This is a genomic window from Blastococcus sp. TF02A-30, from assembly GCF_003319185.1.
Taxonomy (GTDB): Bacteria; Actinomycetota; Actinomycetes; order Mycobacteriales; family Geodermatophilaceae; genus Blastococcus.
In genome coordinates this window covers 355,940-373,673 of sequence record NZ_QOHJ01000004.1, presented here as the reverse complement: position 1 = coordinate 373,673, position 17,734 = coordinate 355,940, and the positions used below count along the sequence as shown (strand labels likewise).

At 74.7% G+C, this 17,734-nt stretch carries 19 protein-coding genes; 12 read left to right on the top strand and 7 right to left on the bottom strand.

Features of this window, described 5'->3' with window-relative positions:
• Nucleotides 1–128: 128 nt before the first annotated feature.
• Nucleotides 129–524, top strand: a complete 396-nt coding sequence (locus tag DQ241_RS11400; RefSeq protein WP_113830280.1) for a zf-TFIIB domain-containing protein — start codon at nt 129–131, stop codon at nt 522–524.
• A 10-nt stretch (nt 525–534) separates the two neighbouring features.
• Here the strand turns inward: DQ241_RS11400 and DQ241_RS11395 are convergent, their stop codons facing one another.
• On the bottom strand, nt 535–1,548 hold the full coding sequence (locus DQ241_RS11395) for a sensor histidine kinase (protein ID WP_233492374.1): 1,014 nt from the start codon (nt 1,546–1,548) through the stop codon (nt 535–537).
• Between the two features lie 133 nt (nt 1,549–1,681).
• Here DQ241_RS11395 and DQ241_RS11390 point away from each other — a divergent pair, with 133 nt between their 5' ends.
• Nucleotides 1,682–3,106, top strand: coding sequence for an NADP-dependent succinic semialdehyde dehydrogenase (locus DQ241_RS11390; RefSeq protein WP_113830278.1), 1,425 nt, complete (start codon nt 1,682–1,684; stop codon nt 3,104–3,106).
• 4 nt (nt 3,107–3,110) lie between these two features.
• Here the strand turns inward: DQ241_RS11390 and DQ241_RS11385 are convergent, their stop codons facing one another.
• Nucleotides 3,111–3,578 (bottom strand): heme-degrading domain-containing protein, encoded by a 468-nt coding sequence (locus tag DQ241_RS11385; RefSeq protein ID WP_113830277.1) that lies wholly within the window; start codon nt 3,576–3,578, stop codon nt 3,111–3,113.
• 83 nt (nt 3,579–3,661) lie between these two features.
• Here DQ241_RS11385 and DQ241_RS11380 point away from each other — a divergent pair, with 83 nt between their 5' ends.
• From DQ241_RS11380 to DQ241_RS11370, 3 genes are read left to right on the top strand one after another with little or no spacing between them, the layout of a single operon-like run.
• Nucleotides 3,662–4,102: a DUF5709 domain-containing protein gene (locus tag DQ241_RS11380; protein ID WP_113830276.1), complete on the top strand. Its 441-nt coding sequence runs from the start codon at nt 3,662–3,664 to the stop codon at nt 4,100–4,102.
• Nucleotides 4,103–4,147: 45 nt separating this feature from the next.
• Nucleotides 4,148–4,966 carry a hypothetical protein gene (locus DQ241_RS11375; protein ID WP_113830275.1) on the top strand — a complete coding sequence of 273 codons (819 nt, stop codon included), beginning with the start codon at nt 4,148–4,150 and terminating at the stop codon, nt 4,964–4,966.
• 59 nt (nt 4,967–5,025) lie between these two features.
• The gene (locus tag DQ241_RS11370) at nt 5,026–5,244 is read left to right on the top strand and encodes a hypothetical protein (protein WP_113830274.1); all 219 of its coding nucleotides are present in this window, start codon (nt 5,026–5,028) and stop codon (nt 5,242–5,244) included.
• Nucleotides 5,245–5,257: 13 nt separating this feature from the next.
• Here the strand turns inward: DQ241_RS11370 and DQ241_RS11365 are convergent, their stop codons facing one another.
• Both DQ241_RS11365 and DQ241_RS11360 read right to left on the bottom strand, forming a co-directional pair.
• The gene (locus DQ241_RS11365) at nt 5,258–5,620 is read right to left on the bottom strand and encodes a DUF1330 domain-containing protein (RefSeq protein WP_113830273.1); all 363 of its coding nucleotides are present in this window, start codon (nt 5,618–5,620) and stop codon (nt 5,258–5,260) included.
• 22 nt (nt 5,621–5,642) lie between these two features.
• Complete coding sequence (locus tag DQ241_RS11360) at nt 5,643–7,253, bottom strand: peptide chain release factor 3 (RefSeq protein WP_113830272.1); 1,611 nt, start codon at nt 7,251–7,253, stop codon at nt 5,643–5,645.
• A gap of 154 nt (nt 7,254–7,407) precedes the next feature.
• Here DQ241_RS11360 and DQ241_RS11355 point away from each other — a divergent pair, with 154 nt between their 5' ends.
• Nucleotides 7,408–8,070, top strand: a complete 663-nt coding sequence (locus DQ241_RS11355; RefSeq protein ID WP_113830271.1) for a class I SAM-dependent methyltransferase — start codon at nt 7,408–7,410, stop codon at nt 8,068–8,070.
• A gap of 5 nt (nt 8,071–8,075) precedes the next feature.
• Here DQ241_RS11355 and pdxY read toward each other — a convergent pair whose 3' ends face one another.
• The 3 genes from pdxY to DQ241_RS11340 all read right to left on the bottom strand — a co-directional run bounded on the left by pdxY (nt 8,076) and on the right by DQ241_RS11340 (nt 11,454).
• Nucleotides 8,076–8,927 (bottom strand): pyridoxal kinase PdxY, encoded by an 852-nt coding sequence (gene pdxY, locus DQ241_RS11350; RefSeq protein ID WP_113830270.1) that lies wholly within the window; start codon nt 8,925–8,927, stop codon nt 8,076–8,078.
• Between the two features lie 123 nt (nt 8,928–9,050).
• Entirely contained in the window at nt 9,051–9,881 is an 831-nt protein-coding gene (locus DQ241_RS11345) for an IclR family transcriptional regulator C-terminal domain-containing protein (RefSeq protein ID WP_113830269.1), read from the bottom strand.
• 88 nt (nt 9,882–9,969) lie between these two features.
• Nucleotides 9,970–11,454: an amidohydrolase family protein gene (locus DQ241_RS11340; RefSeq protein WP_113830268.1), complete on the bottom strand. Its 1,485-nt coding sequence runs from the start codon at nt 11,452–11,454 to the stop codon at nt 9,970–9,972.
• Nucleotides 11,455–11,684: 230 nt separating this feature from the next.
• Here DQ241_RS11340 and DQ241_RS11335 point away from each other — a divergent pair, with 230 nt between their 5' ends.
• The 6 genes from DQ241_RS11335 to DQ241_RS11310 all read left to right on the top strand — a co-directional run bounded on the left by DQ241_RS11335 (nt 11,685) and on the right by DQ241_RS11310 (nt 17,728).
• On the top strand, nt 11,685–12,854 hold the full coding sequence (locus tag DQ241_RS11335) for a CaiB/BaiF CoA-transferase family protein (RefSeq protein WP_113830267.1): 1,170 nt from the start codon (nt 11,685–11,687) through the stop codon (nt 12,852–12,854).
• Complete coding sequence (locus DQ241_RS11330) at nt 12,851–13,681, top strand: citryl-CoA lyase (RefSeq protein ID WP_113830266.1); 831 nt, start codon at nt 12,851–12,853, stop codon at nt 13,679–13,681. Before DQ241_RS11335 ends, DQ241_RS11330 begins: the two co-directional genes overlap by 4 nt.
• Nucleotides 13,682–13,692: 11 nt before the next feature.
• Complete coding sequence (locus DQ241_RS11325; protein WP_113830265.1) at nt 13,693–14,664, top strand: zinc-binding dehydrogenase; 972 nt, start codon at nt 13,693–13,695, stop codon at nt 14,662–14,664.
• Nucleotides 14,665–14,717: 53 nt separating this feature from the next.
• A complete protein-coding gene (locus DQ241_RS11320) occupies nt 14,718–15,581 on the top strand; it encodes a dioxygenase (RefSeq protein ID WP_113830264.1) in 864 nt (287 codons plus the stop codon).
• Nucleotides 15,582–15,686: 105 nt separating this feature from the next.
• Nucleotides 15,687–16,829, top strand: a complete 1,143-nt coding sequence (locus tag DQ241_RS11315) for a DUF2235 domain-containing protein (protein WP_113830263.1) — start codon at nt 15,687–15,689, stop codon at nt 16,827–16,829.
• 50 nt (nt 16,830–16,879) lie between these two features.
• Nucleotides 16,880–17,728 carry a formate/nitrite transporter family protein gene (locus DQ241_RS11310; RefSeq protein WP_113830262.1) on the top strand — a complete coding sequence of 283 codons (849 nt, stop codon included), beginning with the start codon at nt 16,880–16,882 and terminating at the stop codon, nt 17,726–17,728.
• The last annotated feature ends 6 nt before the right edge of the window (nt 17,729–17,734 follow it).

Below are 17,734 nucleotides of genomic sequence, written 5' to 3'. Positions count from 1 at the left end.
GCGGTGCTCCCATCGGTCGCGGTTGCCGCGGTCAGTATCCCCACCGCGGCGCGAGTGGCCCGTCCCCACCCGCCACTGGCCGGAAGATCGTCGGGAACCGGGGCCGACCCGCCCGGCGTTGGTGCGGCATGGAGCTGACCTGCCCGAAGTGCCACGGCGCGATGCGCACCTACGAGCGCAACGGCGTGCACGTGGACCAGTGCGCCGACTGCCGCGGCATCTTCCTCGACCGGGGCGAGCTGGACCGGCTCATCGACGCGGAGAACGCCTGGCACGGCGGCACGTCGGCCCCCGCCGCCGCGGACGACCGCCGGCAGGAGCCGCGCGCGACCACGCAGCAACCGACCGGGGGCCAGCTGGGGTCCGTCGTCGACGAGGTCCTGCGCCAGGTGCGCGGCAGCTCGCACGGCACGCGCGACCAGCGGTCCGACGGGCGGTACGACGAGCGCCACGACCCCCGCTACGACCAGCGGTACGGCGGCCGGCGGAAGAAGGAGTCGTTCCTCAGCGACCTGTTCGGCTGACGCGAGCGGCTCAGGGCAGCCGCACCGTCAGCCGCACCTCGACGCCCGTGCCGCCGTCGCCGGCGGTGGAGATGTCCACGTGGTCGCAGAGCTGGCGGGCCAGCCACAGCCCCATGCCGCCGCGGGAGAGGTCGTCGCCGTGGGCGGGGCCGTAGCCGGCGAACGGGTCGTCCCAGACGGGGCCGCCGTCCCCGATGGTGCAGACGATGCGGTCGGCGGAGGTCCAGAGCCGCAGGCTGACCGGCGGAAGCCCGTGCCGGACGGCGTTGGACACCATCTCGTCGACGGCGAGCAGGAAGTCCTCGACGAGGTCGGGGCCGGCCCGGCTGGCCGACAGCTCGGCGGCGACGGCGTGCCGGAGCCCCGCGAAGTCGGCGACGTCGGGCGCGTGCAGCGCGGGGGTGGTCGCCTCGAGCGGCTCGGGCGGGACCGGCAGCGAGCGGACGTAGTCGACCGGCTCGACGAACCCGGGGTTGTGACCCCGCCGGCGCGCCCCGTCGACCAGATGGGGGTGGGTGGCCAGCGCGGAGTCGAGCAGCGGCTGGGGCAGCCGCTGCGTGTCGAAGACGCACAGCCCCCACAGCGGCCAGGCCGCCAGCGCCTCGTTGATGACCGACTCGTAGCGCATCCACTCGAGCCAGTCCCGCTCGGTGGTGCCGAAGCCGACCTCGCCGACGACCCGGACCCGGCGCACGCCCTCGGCGCGGTGCTGCTCGGCCAGCCTGCGGAACGTGGTGATGGCCGTGGGGGTGCGCGCCCGGTACACCTCGTGCCGCTCGAGCACGTGCACCCGCGGGTCGTCGCCGACGGCCGCGCGCAGCGTCCCCGCCGTCCGCGGGGTGGTGGCGACGACGGCCGCTTCGCCGGCGGCCAGGCCCTCGAGGAGGAAGGGCACCGCGACCTCGGTGAGCCGCTGGTCGTCGTCGAACAGCAGTGCATCGTGCAGGTACTCGCGGCCTGGTCTCGGCCGCCCCGTGCCCTGCTCGCCCACGTCGAACTCCCCGCGTCGTCGATGGTCGTCCACCGACGTCCACTATCGGCGCAATCCCCGCGCCCCCTACCCGGGCCGGGGGCAGGTCATGCCCCACGGTGGGACGACGGTTTTCCCCGGCCCGGTCGCGGGCAGGGCAGCAGGCGCGACCGACGGAGGGACCCCCATGGCCATCGCCACCACCAACCCGACCACGGGCGAGACGCTCAAGACCTACGAACCGCTCAGCGACGACGCCCTCGAGCAGAAGATCGCGCGCGCCGCGGAGGCCTGGACGAGCTACCGGCTGACCACGCCGGCCGAGCGGGCCGGGTGGCTGCGCGCGGCCGCCGACGTGCTCGACGAGGACACCGGGTCCGTCGCCGAGCTCATGGTGACCGAGATGGGCAAGACCCTGGCCTCGGCCGAGGCCGAGGTGGGCAAGTGCGCCAAGGCGCTGCGCTGGTACGCCGAGCACGGCCCGGCGCTGCTCGAGCCCGAGAAGAAGGACGCCGACGCGGTGGGTGCCGTGGACGCCTACGTCGTCCACCAGCCGATCGGCGTCGTCCTGGCGATCATGCCGTGGAACTTCCCGCTGTGGCAGGCGATGCGGTTCGCCGCCCCGGCGCTGATGGCCGGCAACGTCGGGCTGCTCAAGCACGCGAGCAACGTGCCGCAGACCGCCCTGTACATGGAGGAGCTGTTCCGCAAGGCCGGCTTCCCCGAGGACGTCTTCCAGACCCTGCTCATCGGGTCCTCGACGATCGAGCGGGTGCTGCGCGACGACCGGGTGGCCGCGGCGACGCTGACCGGCAGCGCACCGGCCGGGCAGTCGGTCGCCTCGATCGCCGGCGACGCGCTGAAGAAGACCGTGCTCGAGCTGGGCGGCAGCGACCCGTTCATCGTCATGCCGTCGGCGGACCTGGAGAAGGCCGCCGAGGTCGCGGTCACCGCCCGCAACCAGAACAACGGGCAGAGCTGCATCGCGGCCAAGCGGTTCTTCGTGCACCGCGACGTCGCCGAGGAGTTCACCCGGCTGTTCGCCGAGAAGATCGCCGCGCTGACCGTCGGCGACCCGATGGACCGGGAGACGAAGGTCGGCCCGCTGGCCACCGAGTCCGGCCGTGACGACGTCGAGCAGTACGTGCAGGACGCCGTCGCCAAGGGCGCGCAGGTGCTGGTCGGCGGCAAGCGGGTGGACCGTCCGGGATGGTTCTACGAGCCGACCCTGCTCACCGGGATCACGCCCGAGATGGACCTCTACTTCGAGGAGGTCTTCGGCCCGGTGGCGGCGCTGTGGACCGTCGACTCCCTCGACGAGGCGATCGAGATCGCGAACAGCCACCCCTACGGCCTGGGCGCCAACCTGTGGAGCGAGGACGAGGCAGAGCGGGCGCAGTTCGTCCGCGACGTCGCCTCGGGCATGGCGTTCATCAACGGGATGGTGACCAGCTACCCGGAGCTGCCCTTCGGCGGGGTGAAGCAGAGCGGCTACGGCCGCGAGCTGACCGAGCTGGGCATGCGCGAGTTCATGAACGCCAAGACCGTGTGGGTCGGCCCGCCGAGCAGCGAGCAGGGCGAGGGCGACACCGCGGCGGCCGCCTCGGAGTAGCTCGTCAGCCGGCCAGGTGGGCGCGCAGCGCCGCGACCACCATGCGGTGGTCGTCGACCTGGGGCAGCCCGCTGACGGCGACCACCCCGACCGGCCCGACGCCGCGCACGAGCAGGGGGAACGCCCCGCCGTGCGCGGCGTACCGGGCGGGGTCGAGGGAGAACTCCGCCTCGGCGGTGGTGCCGTTCTCCCGGGAGCGCTGGCCGACGTAGAGCGAGCTGTGGCCGAACCGCTGGACGACGCGGCTCTTGCGGGCCAGCCAGTCGTCGTTGTCCGGGCTGGTGCCGGGCAGCGAGGCGTGGAAGAGCTGGTGCCCGTTGCGGCTGATGTCCACCGCCACCGGCAGGCCGCCGTCGCGGGCGGTCGCCACCAGCGCGCACCCGAGCGCCCACGCGTCGTCGGAGGAGAAGGCCGGGAGCTGCAGCTCGGCCTCCTCGGCGGCCAGTACGGCGAGGGCGGGGAACTCGGTCATGGCGCCATCCTGGCCGACCCCTTCCACCGGCGGGCGGCGCGGGCCACACTCGGCCCGACGACGCCCGGCTGAGGAGGACGGCGATGGCACCGCGCGACACCTGGGGCACCGACGGCACCGATCCGGAGGAGGCCACCGGCCTGCTCGAGGCCTCGGACACCCTGGACGACGACGGCGACGTGCTGGACCGCGGCTGGTCGCCGCCCGAGCGCGCCTGGGCGGTCGACGACTGGGGCACCACGGAGGCCGAGGAGGAGGCGGGGGAGAGCCTGGACGGGCGGCTGGCCCGGGAGCTGCCCGACGGTGTCGACGACGACGGCGACGGCCTGGGCGATACGTCCGACACCGACGGCGAGCTGCTGGACGACGAGGTGGGCGACGTGCGGGCCGGGCGGCTGGTCGACGCCGACGACGGCGGGACCACCGACTCCGACGAGCAGCTCTACGCCCGCGACCAGGGGATCGACGGCGCGGCCGCCTCGGCGGAGGAGGCCGCCGTCCACCTCGTCCGCGACCCCGGCTGACGCGCCCGGCCGTCACCGCCGCGCCAGGTCGGGGACAGTGGAGGGGTGTTCGACGTCGACTGGATGGGCCTGCTGACCCGGGAGGTCCTGCGGGAGCGGACCCCCGCGCTGATCGCGGAGAGCTGCGCCTGGGCCGTGGGGCTCTCCGACCTGCCGCACGTGGTGCGCCGCGGCGCGGTGCTCACGCGCACGGGGCCCACGCTGGGGGAGCGCGCCGCCGACGGCCTGCCGCTGAGCGCCGACGACGGGCGGCTGGACCTCGGCGACGCGACGCCGGGCACCTTCCAGGACGCGCTGAACTCGCTCGCCGCCGACGGCACCGTGCAGGCCGACCGGTTCGACGACGAGGTGCTCGCGCCGTTCGTCCTCGCCACGTGCGTCCTCGCCGCGGAGCGGGCGCGGGAGAACCGCCCGGCCGCCTGGGCGGAGCTGGCCGAGGACCTCGGCGAGGACGCCGACGACCTGCCCGCCGTCGTCCGCTCCGGCGGCTGGGAGGCGCCGCTGCGGATCGACGCCGAGCAGCTGGTGCTCGCCGCCCTGGGCCGCGTCCCGCTGATCGAGGTGGAGACCGAGGGGCTGCCGCTGTCGCTGGTCCGCGCGGCCGAAGCGGTCACCCGCTCGGCCGCACCGGCGCCCGAGCCGCCGCAGCCGGACGACTCCCTGGCGGGTGCGCTGTTCCTGGCGCGCGCGGCGCTGGACGCCTCCGGGTGCACGGTGCCGGTGCCGCCGCAGGAGGCCGACCTCCTCCTCGCCGCCCTGGCCGACACCGGGCTGGAGCGGGAGGAGGTGCCCGCGGTGCTGCCGCACCTGCCGGTCGAGGAGGCCACCATCAGCCGGATCTCGGCCACGCTCGTCGACCCCTGAACGGGGGAACGCCGGCCGCTCCGGTCGCGGACAGTGACGAGGGGCCGCACGATCGGGGCATGACCGCCGCCCGTCCGCTGCCCGCCGCCGGCGACGACCCGGTGCGGGCGGAGCTGCTGCGCCAGGCGCTGGGGCACGAGGAGGGGGCCGCGGCCCTCGACCGGCAGGCGGTGCTCACCGGCTCACCGGCGGCCGGTGCGCGGCTGCACCAGCGCGCGGTGCACCGCCGGCGCCTGGCCGCCCGGCTGCGCGCGCACCTCGCCGGCGCGCCCGCCTAGCGGGCGAACCGGGTCACCAGGGGACGGTGGCCTGCAGCACCGCCTCCGTGAGCGCCTGCGTCCGCAGGGCGGTGACCTCCTGGTACTCCGGGTCGGCGACCATGCGGCTGAACGCCTCGCGGGAGGGGTAGCGCACCAGCAGGACGGCGTCCCAGTCCTGGCCGGCCTCGGCGACCAGCGCCGTCGAGCCCTCGCCGGCGTAGAGCACCTCACCGCCGTAGCGCGGGAGGAACGTCGTCCGCAGCGCCTCGGCGTACTGCTCGTAGCCCGCCCGGCCGCCCTCGGCCCAGCGGAGCAGGTTGAGCATCACGACGGGGCCGCCGGGGTCCTCCTGCAGGTAGCGCTTGAGGTCGGTTCCACGGGGGTCGATGGCCATGCCGGCACGCTAGCGGCCCGGCTCAGAGCTGGGCGGCCACCATCGGCTCGAGGGTCAGCTCGGGCTTGTTCTCCTTGAGCACCCGCAGCCCCCACTTGTCGGGGAAGACGGCCAGCAGTTCGCCGTCGCTGCGCCGCAGCACCTCGGCGTTGCGGGCCGCGGCGAGCACACCGGGCGCCGACGCCTCGTCGGTGCGCATCGCCAGGCTGTAGGGCAGCCGCTCCAGCTCCACCGGCGCGCCGAACTCGTGCTCCATCCGGTGGCTGGCCACCTCGAACTGCATCGGCCCGACGACGGCGAGCACCGGGGCCTGGTCGCCGCGGCGGTCGGAGCGCAGCACCTGCACCACGCCCTCGCCGTCGAGCTGCTCGATGCCCTTGCGGAACTGCTTGTGCTTGGCGGTGTCGCGGCCCCGGCAGACCGCGAAGTGCTCGGGCGCGAAGGTGGTCAGCGGCGGGAAGGCGACCGGTCGCTCGGCGTAGAGGGTGTCGCCGACGCCGAGCGCCGCGGCGTTGACCAGCCCGACGACGTCGCCGGGGTAGGCGACGTCGACGCTCTCCCGGTCCCGGCCGAACACCTGCTGGGCGTACTTGGTGGCGAACGGCCGGCCGGTGCGGCCGTGGGTGACCACCATGCCGCGCTCGAAGACCCCCGAGCAGATGCGGATGAAGGCCAGCCGGTCGCGGTGCGCCGTGTCCATGCCGGCCTGCACCTTGAAGACGAACGCGCTGAACGGCTCGGTCAGCTCGCGGCGGCCGCCGTCGGCCGTCGGGGCGGCGGTCGGCGCGGGGGCGAGGCCCACCAGGGTGTCCAGCAGCGCGCCCACGCCGAAGTTGGAGACCGCGGAGGCGAACAGCACCGGCGTCGTGACGCCGTCGAGGAACAGCGACTGCTCGTGCTCGGCGCCGGTGGCGGCGAGCAGCTCCACCTCCTCGACCGCCTGCTGCCAGGCGTCGCCCTCGCGGGCCAGCGCCGCGTCGGGGGAGAGCGTCTCCTCGGGCGCGATGGTGGCGCCGCCCGCGGTGCGGGTGAACCGGCGGTAGGAGCCGTCGGAGCGGTCCAGCACGCCGCGGAAGTCGCCGGCGATGCCCACCGGCCAGGTGAGCGGGGTGGGCGTCAGACCGGTGCGCTCGGTGATCTCGTCCATCAGCTCGAGCGCGTCCTTGCCCGGGCGGTCCCACTTGTTGACCACGGTCAGCACGGGGATGCCGCGGTGCCGGCAGACGGCGAACAGCTTCATCGTCTGCGCCTCGAGGCCCTTGGCCGCGTCGATCAGCATCACCGCGGCGTCGACGGCGGTGAGGACCCGGTAGGTGTCCTCCGAGAAGTCGGAGTGCCCCGGGGTGTCGAGCAGGTTGATGACCGCGTCCCCGTACTCGAACTGCAGCGCGGCGGACGTGATGGAGATGCCGCGGGCCTTCTCCATGTCCATCCAGTCCGACACCGTGCCGCGCCGGCCGGCCTTGCCGTGCACCGCGCCGGCCTGGCCGATGACGCGGGCGTGCAGCGCGAGCGCCTCGGTGAGCGTCGACTTGCCGGCGTCCGGGTGGCTGATGACGGCGAAGGTGCGTCGCCGCGCGGCCTGGGCGAGGACGTCCCCCGCGGGGGCGGTCCGCTCGTCGACCGCGCTCATCGGAGCCTCGTCAGGGCAGCACGGGACCGGGACAGCACAGCGGGGGGCACGACACGACAGTATCCGCGCTGCCGGGCCGGTCCCGCCTGCGTCCTCGGTCACGGCGGTGCGGGGAGACCTTGCCGGCGGCCCGGGGCCCGGCCATCGTGCCCCCATGACCGGATCCGGTGCGGCCCCCCGCGCGACGGTGCACCACCCCGTCTTCGCCCGGTGCTACGCCCGGATGGCGCCGGCGATGGAGCGGCACGGGGCCGCCGGGCACCGCGAGCGGCTCCTGGCCGGCATCTCCGGTCGGGTGGTCGAGATCGGGGCGGGCACCGGGGTGAACTTCGGCCACTACCCGCTGTCGGTCACCGAGGTGCTGGCGGTGGAGCCCGGGCCGCGGCTGCGCGCCGCCGCCGAGCGGGCCGCCGCGGGGGCCGCGGTCCCCGTGGTGGTGGTCGACGCGACGGCCGAGCACGTCCCCGCCGCCGACGGCGCGTTCGACGCCGCCGTGGTCTCCCTCGTGCTGTGCAGCGTGCCGGACCAGGCCGCGGCCCTGCGGGAGCTGCGGCGCGTGCTGCGCCTCGGCGGGCGGCTGCACTTCTGGGAGCACGTGCGGGCCGACGGCGGGGCCCTCGCGCGGGTGCAGGACGTGCTCGACCGCACGGTGTGGCCGACCGTGGGCGGGGGCTGCCACGTCGGCCGCGACACCGCTGCGGCGATCGCGGCGGCGGGCTTCCGGGTGGAGCGGCTCGAGCGGTTCCGCTTCCCGGACGGGCGGGTGCCGATGCCGACGGCGCCGCAGGTCCTGGGCGTCGCGGTCCGGGACGGCTGAGGCGGCTACACCTCGTCGACGGCGAAGCTGCGCGACGGCGCGACGAACTCCTCCTGCGCGTCGACGAGCAGGATCTCCCGCGAGCCGGCGGCCTCCGTGCGGGCCAGCAGGCCGAACACCGACGCCGCCGCCGCGCCCAGCGCCTCGCCGGCCGAACGGGTGCGCAGCCAGTGCGCTAGGAACAGCGCGGCGATGGCGTCGCCGGCGCCGTTGACCGAGACGCCCAGCTTCGGGGTGCGCACCCGCCAGTGCCGGCCGCCCTCGGAGGCGAGCAGGTCGATGCTGTCCGCGGGGGTGTCCTCGGCGTCCAGCGACGTCGTCACCACCACCCGCGGGCCGAGCGCCTGCACCGCGGCGGCGGCGTCCTTCACCTCCGCGAGCGTGCGGGTCGTCTGCCCGGCGAGCAGGTCCAGCTCGAAGTGGTTGGGCGTCACGACGTCGGCGGCGGGGACGGCGACCTCGCGCATGAACTCCTCGATGCCGGGGCGCACGAAGACCCCGCGGCCGACGTCGCCGATGACCGGGTCGCAGGCGTAGAGGGCGTCGGGGTTGGCGGCCCGGACCTTCGCCACCGTGCCCACGACGGCGTGCCCGATGTCGGCCGAACCCAGGTAGCCGGAGAGCACCGCGTCGCAGCGGGGCAGCACGCCGCGCGCCGCGATCCCCTCCACCAGCTCCTCGATCGACTGGCCGTCGTACACCCGCCCGGTCCACTCGCCGTAGCCGGTGTGGTTGGAGAACTGCACGGTGTGGATCGGCCACACCTCGATGCCGAGCCGCTGCAGCGGGAAGACGGCGGAGCTGTTGCCGACGTGGCCGTAGGCGACGTGCGACTGGATGGAGAGGACGGCGGTCACGATCGCACACCCTGGCACACGGGAAGCGATGGTGATCAGGACACCTGATCGTCGTGGGTCCTGGCTCACGACCGGTGCTGAGCCAGGACCCAGAACGATCAGCTCACCTGATCACCGGAGGTCTCAGGCGGTGGCGCTGCCGCCCCCGGCCGGGCGCGGCAGCTCCACGTGCGGCCGCGACTGCCACAGCGCCCACTCGGCGCTGACGTCGCCGGCAGCCCGCAGCAGGAGGGGCAGGTGCTCGCCGAGCAGCCGCTCGGTGCTGGTCTCGGCGGCGTGCACCGTCACGTTCATCGCGGCCTGCACCGCGCCCGCGCCGTCGCGCACCGGGACGGCGACCGAGCGCACGCCCGGGGCCAGCTCCTCGTCGGCCAGCGCCCAGCCGCGGGCGCGGACCTCGGTGAGCTCGTCGCGCAGCTCCTCCGCGCCCCGGCCGATGAACGGCGGCAGGCCCGAGCGGCTGGGCACGGCGAGGACGCGGGCCAGCTCGTCGGGTGCGAGCGCGGCGAGCAGCACCTTGCCCTGCGACGTCTGGGCGGCGGGGAAGCGCGTGCCCAGGTCCACCCGCAGCGTGATGATCTTGGGGACCGACACCCGGGCGACGTAGACGATGTCGGAACCGTCGAGCTGCGCCATCGACGAGGACTCGCCGGTGCGCGCGACGAGCGCCTCCAGGTGCGGCCGGGCGATGTCCCACAGGCCCAGCGCGCTCACGTAGGCCATGCCGAGGTCGAGCACCTTCGGGGTCAGCGCGAACGCGCCACCGGTGGTGCGGACGTAGCCGAGCTCCTCCAGCGTGAGCAGCAGCCGGCGCGCCGTCGGCCGGGCCAGCCCGGCCGCGGCCGCGACCTCCGACAGCGTCATCGTGGGGGAGTCGCGGTCGAAGCAGGTGAGGACGTCGAGCCCCCGTGCCAGCGCCTCGACGAAGTCGGGCCCGGTGCCGCGTCCTGCCATGCCGTCCATCCTCCCGTAGCCCGCCCGTGCGGATCCGACCCCCGCGACGGCCCGGGCCGGAAGCCTTCCGGACCGCCGCGGGGAGCTCTCAGCGGCCGAGCACCCGCTCCTCGCCGCCGGCCCGCTTGGACTCGTCGACGAAGTCGCTGTACTGGTACGGGTTGTCGAGGATCGCGGCCTCCGCCTCGGGCATCTCCGGGAACATCCCCGCCTGCCAGACCTCCTCGCCGCACTCCCCGCGCAGGTACTCGATCGTGTCCTCGATCTCGGCCCGCACGGGCGCCAGGTCGATGCCGACCAGCTTCCCGGCGTGCTTCACGACCCGGCCGTCGACCAGCACGGTGTGCACGTCGCCCCGCTGCGCCTGGAAGGCCACGTGGCCCAGCGGGTTGAGCAGCGGGAAGGAGACCGGCGAGGCGTCGTTCTTGACCAGCACCACGTCGGCCTTCTTGCCCGGCTCGAGGCTGCCCAGGTCGGCGTCGCGGCCGATGGTGTGCGCCCCGCCGCGGGTCGCCCACTGGACGACGTCCTTCGCGCGCAGCCGCAGGTGGGTGATGGTCTCGCCCTCGAGGTGGGCGGTGAGGTGCTCGGACATCCGGTCGGCGTTGAGCGTCGAGCGCATCGCGGAGAACATGTCGCCGCTCCACCACACGCTGGTGTCCACCGACAGCGACACCGGGATGCCGTACTGCAGCACCTGCTCGGTGGGGGCGTGCCCCTGCCCGGCGCTGCACTCGGACTCGGTGGCCACCGAGATCGAGCCGCCGGTGGCGGCGATCCGCTGGTAGCTGTCGCGGGTGAGCGTCGAGGCGTGCACGTACGTCGTCTCCGGCGTCATGAAGCCGCCGTCGTGCATCTGCTGGATGCCGGTGTCGTTGGTCGCGCCCCAGACGCCGGCGTGGGTGGTGACCGGCAGCCCGAGCTCGCGGGCCACCTCGAACGCGGCCCGCTCCGGGAAGGCGGGGTCACCGGTGACGTCGAAGGCGATCTGGACGCCCATCCGGTCGTCCCGCTCGTCGCGCAGCCGCTCGAGGAACGAGCGGACGGCCGGATCCGCGGTCCACTCCCACGGGGCGGCCTGGATGTTGCCGTAGGCCAGCACGAACCGGCCGGGCACGGAACGCAACGCGTCGAGGGCGGCGTCGGCGTGCTCGACGGTGTGCAGGTTGTGCGACCAGTCGACGGTGGTGGTGACGCCGGCGTCGAGGGACTCGATGGCGGCCAGCCGGTTGCCGGCGGCGATGTCCTGGGGGCGGAACTTCCGGCCGTGCTCCAGGTAGTACCAGACGAAGTACTGGGTGAGCGTCCAGTCGGCGCCGTAGCCGCGCATCGCCGTCTGCCACATGTGCCGGTGGGTGTCGATCATCCCCGGCATCACGATGCCGCCGCTCGCGTCGACCTCCTGGGTGCCCTCGGGCACCTCCAGGTCCGGGCCGACGGCGGCGATCCGGTCGTCCACGACGAGGACGTCGGCACTCGGGAGCACCGTGCAGCTGTCGTCCATCGTCAGCACGGTGCCGCCGCGCAGGACCACCGGGCGACCGGCCTCCGGCGTGGGCTCGGGGTTGCTCATCGTCTCCTCCTGGACGTCGTCGTCACTCTGCCGTACAGGCGTCCGCGTGTCGGACGACCGGTGCGACGTGGGTCACGATGGACCCGTCGGCCCGGCGTGTCAACAGGGTCGCGACCTCCTCCCGAACGGCCATGGAGCTGACGGTTGACACCTGTCGAGCGTCGGGTCGAGACTGCCACCGACATCGCGGACGGCTGTCCGCGTGTGGCTACGGAGGGGGCGCGCCGCTGATGGCAGCAGACTCGAGGGGGCCGCTGTCCGGGCTGCTGGTGGCCGACTTCTCCCGCATCCTGGCCGGGCCCTACAGCACGATGCTGCTGGCCGACCTGGGCGCCGAGGTGGTCAAGGTCGAGGGCCCCGGCGGTGACGACACCCGGACCTGGCAGCCCCCGGTCCGCGACGGCGTGGCCACGTACTACCTGGGCGCCAACCGGAACAAGCGGTCGGTCGCGCTCGACCTCAAGGACGACGGCGACGCCGGGCTGGCGCGCGAGCTGGCCGCGCGGGCCGACGTCCTGGTGGAGAACTTCAAGCCGGGCGGGCTGGCCCGCTTCGGCCTGGACTACGACAGCGTGGCGGCGGTCAACCCCGGCATCGTCTACGCGTCGATCAGCGGGTTCGGCAGCGGCCCGGGCGGGGCGAAGCTGCCCGGCTACGACCTCATCGTGCAGGCGATCTCCGGCTTCATGAGCCTGACCGGTGCCCCCGACGGCGAGCCGTACCGGGCGGGCGTGGCGCTGTTCGACGTGATGGCCGGCCTGCACGCCACCATCGGCGTGCTGTCGGCGCTCAACTCCCGGCACGAGACCGGCGCCGGCCAGCACGTCGAGGTCAACCTGCTCTCCTCGGCGCTGTCGGGTCTGGTGAACCAGACCAGCGCCTACGTCGCCGGCGGCGTCGTCCCGTTCCGGATGGGCAACAGCCACCCGAGCCTGTTCCCGTACGAGCCGCTGCCGTGCGCCGACGGGGAGCTGATCATCACCGCCGGCAACGACGGGCAGTTCCGCCGGCTCTGCGAGGTGCTCGGCGTCCCGGAGCTGGTCGACGACCCGAGGTTCCGACGCAACGAGGACCGCACCGCGAACCGCGACGAGCTGCGGCCGCTGCTGGTCGCCCGGCTGCGCACCCGGTCGAAGATGGACTGGTTCCGCGACATCATCGGCGCCGGCGTGCCGTGCGGGCCGATCAACACCATCGACCAGGGCGTGGCCTTCGCCCAGGAGATCGGCCTGGACCCGGTGGTCACCGTGGGGGAGGGCGCCGCGGCGATCCCCTCGGTGCGCAACCCGATCACGTTCTCCGCCACCCCGCCGGCCTACCGGCTGCCCCCGCCGTCCCTGGACGAGCACGGCGCGGAGATCCGCCGCTGGCTGGCCGCTCCCCAGGAGGAGCGGGCGTGAGCACCGAACCCCCCGTCTACCCGACCGCCCTCGGCGCCTCCAGCCTGGAGACGATCACGCTCCTGGGCAGCGACCTGGCGCGCGACGTCATGGGCACCGTCGGCTTCGGGGAGCTCTCCTTCTGGCTGGCCACCCAGCGCCGCCCCACGCCGGGGGAGACACGCGTGTTCGAGGCCGTGCTGGCCGCGCTCGCCGACCACGGGTTCACGCCGACGGCGATCGTCACCCGGCTCACCTACCTGTCGGCGCCCGACTCCATCCAGGGGGCGCTGGCCGCCGGCCTGCTCGGCGGCGGCTCGCGGTTCCTCGGCGTGACCGAGGACTGCGGCCGGTTCCTGCACGACGTCCTCGCCGGGCACGACCGGCCGCTGCCAACCGACGACGACGGGTGGGACGCCCTCGCCCTGCAGACGATGACCGCGCAGCGCGCCGCCGGCCGATTCGTGCCCGGCCTGGGCCACCACGTGCACAAGCAGGGCGACCCGCGCACCCCGCGGCTGCTGGAGATCGCGACCGAGGAGGGCCTGGTCGGCCCGCACCTCGCCCTGTTCGCCGCCATCGGCCGGGTGCACGAGCAGGTGCTGGGCAAGCGGCTGCCGCTCAACGGGGCCGGCGTCTGCGGCGCGGCCCTGGCCGACCTCGGGCTGCCGTTGGAGCTGCTGCGCGGCTTCGCCCTGCTGGCCCGCACCGCCGGGCTGATCGGCCAGCTCGCCGAGGAGCTGCGCCGGCCGGTCGCCAACGAGGTCTTCCTCTCGGTCGACCTCAACAACCGACCGGTCGACCCCGACCCCTACGTGCCCGAGCCCCTCCCCGGCGTCGGGGCCTGAGGAGGATCCCCGTGCGCGCCGCCGTCCTGCACACGCCGGGGGAGGCCCCCGACTACGCCGAGCACCCCGATCCGGTCGCCGCCGCGGGGCACGCCGTCGTCCGGGTGACCGCGGCGCCGCTGGTGCCGCTGGACCTGCTCTGCGGCTCGGGCACCTCGTACTTCGGCCGGCCGGCGGTGCCCTACGTGCCCGGCGTGCAGGGCACCGGCGTCGTGGAGGAGTCCGACGACCTCGCGCCCGGCACCCGGGTCTGGTTCGCGACGTCGGCCGGCATGGCGCCCGGCGACGGCAGCCTGGCCGAGCGGTGCGCCGTGCCGGCCGTGGACGTGGTGCCCGTGACCGCTGACGTCCCGGACCCGGCGCTGGCCGCCCTCGGCCTGTCCGCCGTCGCGGCCTGGATGTCGCTCACCTGGCGTGGCGGGCTGCGGCCCGGTGAGCACGTGCTCGTGCTCGGGGCCGGCGGTGCCGTCGGCCAGGCGGCGGTCGGTGCGGCCCGGCTGCTGGGCGCCGGCCGCGTCGTCGCCGTCGCACGGTCGGAGCGCGCCCGGGAGCGGGCGCGGGCCGCGGGCGCCGACGAGGTGGTCGCCCTGGACGGCGACGCCGACGCGCTGGCCGACCGCTTCCGCGCGGCGCTCGACGGGCGGCTCGACCTCGTGGTCGACCCGGTGTTCGGCGTCGCCGCCACCGCCGCCTCGCGGGTGCTGTCCGACGGCGGCCGGCTGGTCAACCTCGGCGGGGCGTCCGGCGACGTCGCCGAGTTCTCCTCGGCGGTGCTCCGCTCCCGGACGGCGGCGGTGCTCGGCTACACGAACAACGCGCTGACCCCGGACCAGCGGCGCGCGGCCCTGACCGCCGTCGCGGAGCACGCGGCCGCCGGCCGGCTGGCGGTCGCCCACGAGCGGGTGCCGCTGGCCGACGTCGCCACCGCCTGGCGGCGCCAGGCCACCGGCGACCCGGGCGTCCGGCTGGTCCTGACCCCCTGACTTCCGTCCCGCGGCCGGCGCCCGCCGGTCGCCCCCCGTGCGAGGAGGATCCCGTGCAGCTGGTCACCGAGGACAACATCACCGAGCTCGCCGTCGAGCGCTGGGCCACCGCCCGCGAGCCGCGCCTGGCCGAGCTCATGACCGCGCTGGTGCGGCACCTGCACGACTTCGCCCGCGAGGTGCGGCTGACCGAGGCCGAGTGGATGGCCGCCGTGCAGTGGCTGACCCGCACCGGGCAGATCAGCGACGAGAAGCGCGAGGAGTTCATCCTCGCCTCCGACGTCCTGGGCCTGTCCATGCTGGTCGTGCAGATGAACCACCGGCTCGATCCGCAGGCCACGCCGGCGACCGTGCTCGGCCCGTTCTTCATCGAGGGGTCGCCGCAGCTGCCCTACGGCGGTGACATGTCCGACGGGCTGCCCGGCGTCCCGCTGTACCTGCACGGGACCGTCCGCGACCTCGCCGGCGAGCCGGTGCCCGGCGCCACCTTCGACGTGTGGCAGGCCGACGACGAGGGCGTCTACGAGGCCCAGCTCGGGGAGGTCGACGAGGCGCGGCTGCGCGGCAAGTACACGACCCGCGAGGACGGCGGCTACTGCGTGCGCAGCATCGCCCCCAAGGGCTACACGATCCCGATGGACGGCCCGGTGGGTGAGCTGATCTCGCAGACCGCGATCAGCCACTTCCGGCCGGCGCACATCCACTTCCTGTTCGCGGTGCCCGGTTACGAGCCGCTGATCACCCACCTGTTCCAGGAGGGCGCCGAGTACCTGGACACCGACGTGGTGTTCGGGACGAAGCAGGAGCTCGTGGTCCGGTTCGAGCACCGCGAGCCCGGACCCACGCCGGACGGCGGCCGCAGCGAGGTCCCCTGGGCGGAGGCGCGGTACGACTTCGTCCTGCAGCGCCGGGGCTGACCCGCGCGCCGACCCCTTGCCGGGCGGGCGCGGTCCCGGGATCGTCCCGGGTGCCCGCCCGGGAGGACGCCGGGTCCCCCGGGGGCACGTCCCGGGGGAGGGGCCGTGGTCAAGCGCCTGGTGGTCTGCTGCGACGGGACGTGGAACACCCCCGACCAGGAGGGGGACGACGGCGGCCCCTGCCCGACGAACGTCGTCAAGGTGGCCCTCGAGGTGGCCCCCGTCGGCGCCGACGGCATGCCGCAGTGCGTCTTCTACGTCCGCGGCGTCGGCACGACGAAGGGGCAGCGGCTGCGCGGGGGCGCCTTCGGGGTGGGCCTGTCGCGCAACGTCAAGGAGGCCTACTGCGCCGTCGTCGGCGCCTACGACCCCGGCGACGAGCTCTGGTTCTTCGGCTTCAGCCGCGGCGCCTACACCGCCCGCAGCGCCGTCGGCTTCATCCGCAACTGCGGCATCCTCCGCCGCGAGCACGCCGCGCGCGTGGACGAGGCCTACCGGCTCTACCGCGACGCACGCGCCCACCCGAAGGGGCTGGAGTCGCGGCTGTTCCGCCAGTCCTTCTCCCACCCGGCGCCCGAGGACCGGCCGTTGATCCGGTTCGTCGGCGTCTGGGACACCGTGGGCGCGCTCGGCCTGCCGGTGCGGGGCATGGGCTGGTTCAACAAGCACTGGGCCTTCCACGACACCACGCTGAGCTCCTGGGTGGAGCACGCCTACCAGGCCCTGGCGATCGACGAGCGGCGCTCCGCCTTCCGGCCCGCGCTCTGGACCCAGGAGCGGAAGCGCGACGGCACGCTGGTCGAGCCGCCGCCGTGGCAGCGGGTGGAGCAGCGGTGGTTCGCCGGCGTCCACTGCGGCGTCGGCGGCGGGTACGCGGACTCCTCGCTCTCGGACATCGCGCTGCTCTGGATGGCGGAGCGGGCCGGCGCCGCGGGGTTGACCTTCGCCGACGGGGCGTTCCAGCGGCTGCCGCCCGGGACGACGGCCCCCGACGACGGGCACGTCCGGCACACCGCGGACCCGGACGGACGGCTGGAGGAGTCCCGCCGGATGTTCTACCTGCTGAGCCGGCCGCACCACCGCCCGATCGGGGAGACCCACGTCGCGACGGAGTCGGTGGCCTCCACGGTGTGCGATCGCCGCGCCCGGGACGAGGACTACCGGCCGCGGGAGCTGGAGGCCTACCTGCGGCGGCCGGGACCGCGCATCGCGCCGACGCCGGTGGAGTGGGATCCCTCGAGTAGCTGAGCGGGCGGACCGCCGGGACCCTGGGGAGGTCCGTCCCCGGAGGAGGTCCCATGTCGGCACGGGAGCCGTACGAGATCGCGCAGGTCGCCGCGGAGACCGGGGCGAAGAAGACCCGGCGCACGTGGGACCGCGTGCTGGTCAGCGCGTTCCTCGCCGGGGCCTACATCTCCTTCGGGGCGCTGGTCGCGATCACCGTCTCCTCGGGGCTGGACCCGGGCACCTGGGGCACGCTGCCCACCCTCTTCATGGGCGCGGCGTTCACCCTCGGTCTGGTCCTGGTGCTCATCGCGGGGTCCGACCTCGCGACCGGCAACATGATGCTGGTCCCGCTGGGTGCGATGCGCGGGAAGATCGGCGGTCGCGACGTCGTCGCCAACCTGACGCTGGTGCTGCTGGGCAACCTGCTCGGCGCGCTGTTCGTGGCCTTCTTCCTGGCCGTCCAGACCGGGGTCATCGGCGACGCCGACTCCGTGGGCAGCGCCGCGCTCACCTACGAGCGGCTGGCCGGCATCGCCGAGGGCAAGGCGCTGGGCGAGTCGCCGTGGCAGACCTTCCTCCGCGGCGTGGGCTGCAACTGGCTGGTCTGCCTCGGCGTCTGGATGTCGCTGGCCGCGCCGTCGGTGTCGGGCAAGGTGCTGGCGATCTTCTTCCCGATCATGGCGTTCGTGGCGATGGGCTTCGACCACGTCGTCGCCAACATGTTCTTCCTGCCGGCCGCGATCTTCACCGGGGTGCCCGACGTCGGCTGGGACGAGACGCTGCTGAACTGGCTGCTGGCGGGCGCGGGCAACCTCGTCGGCGCCGTCGTGTTCGTGGCGACGTCCTACTGGTACCTGTTCCTGCGCGACGAGCCGACCGCCCCGGTCCCGGCCGGGGCGGAGAGCGCCGAGCGCGCCTGACCGGAC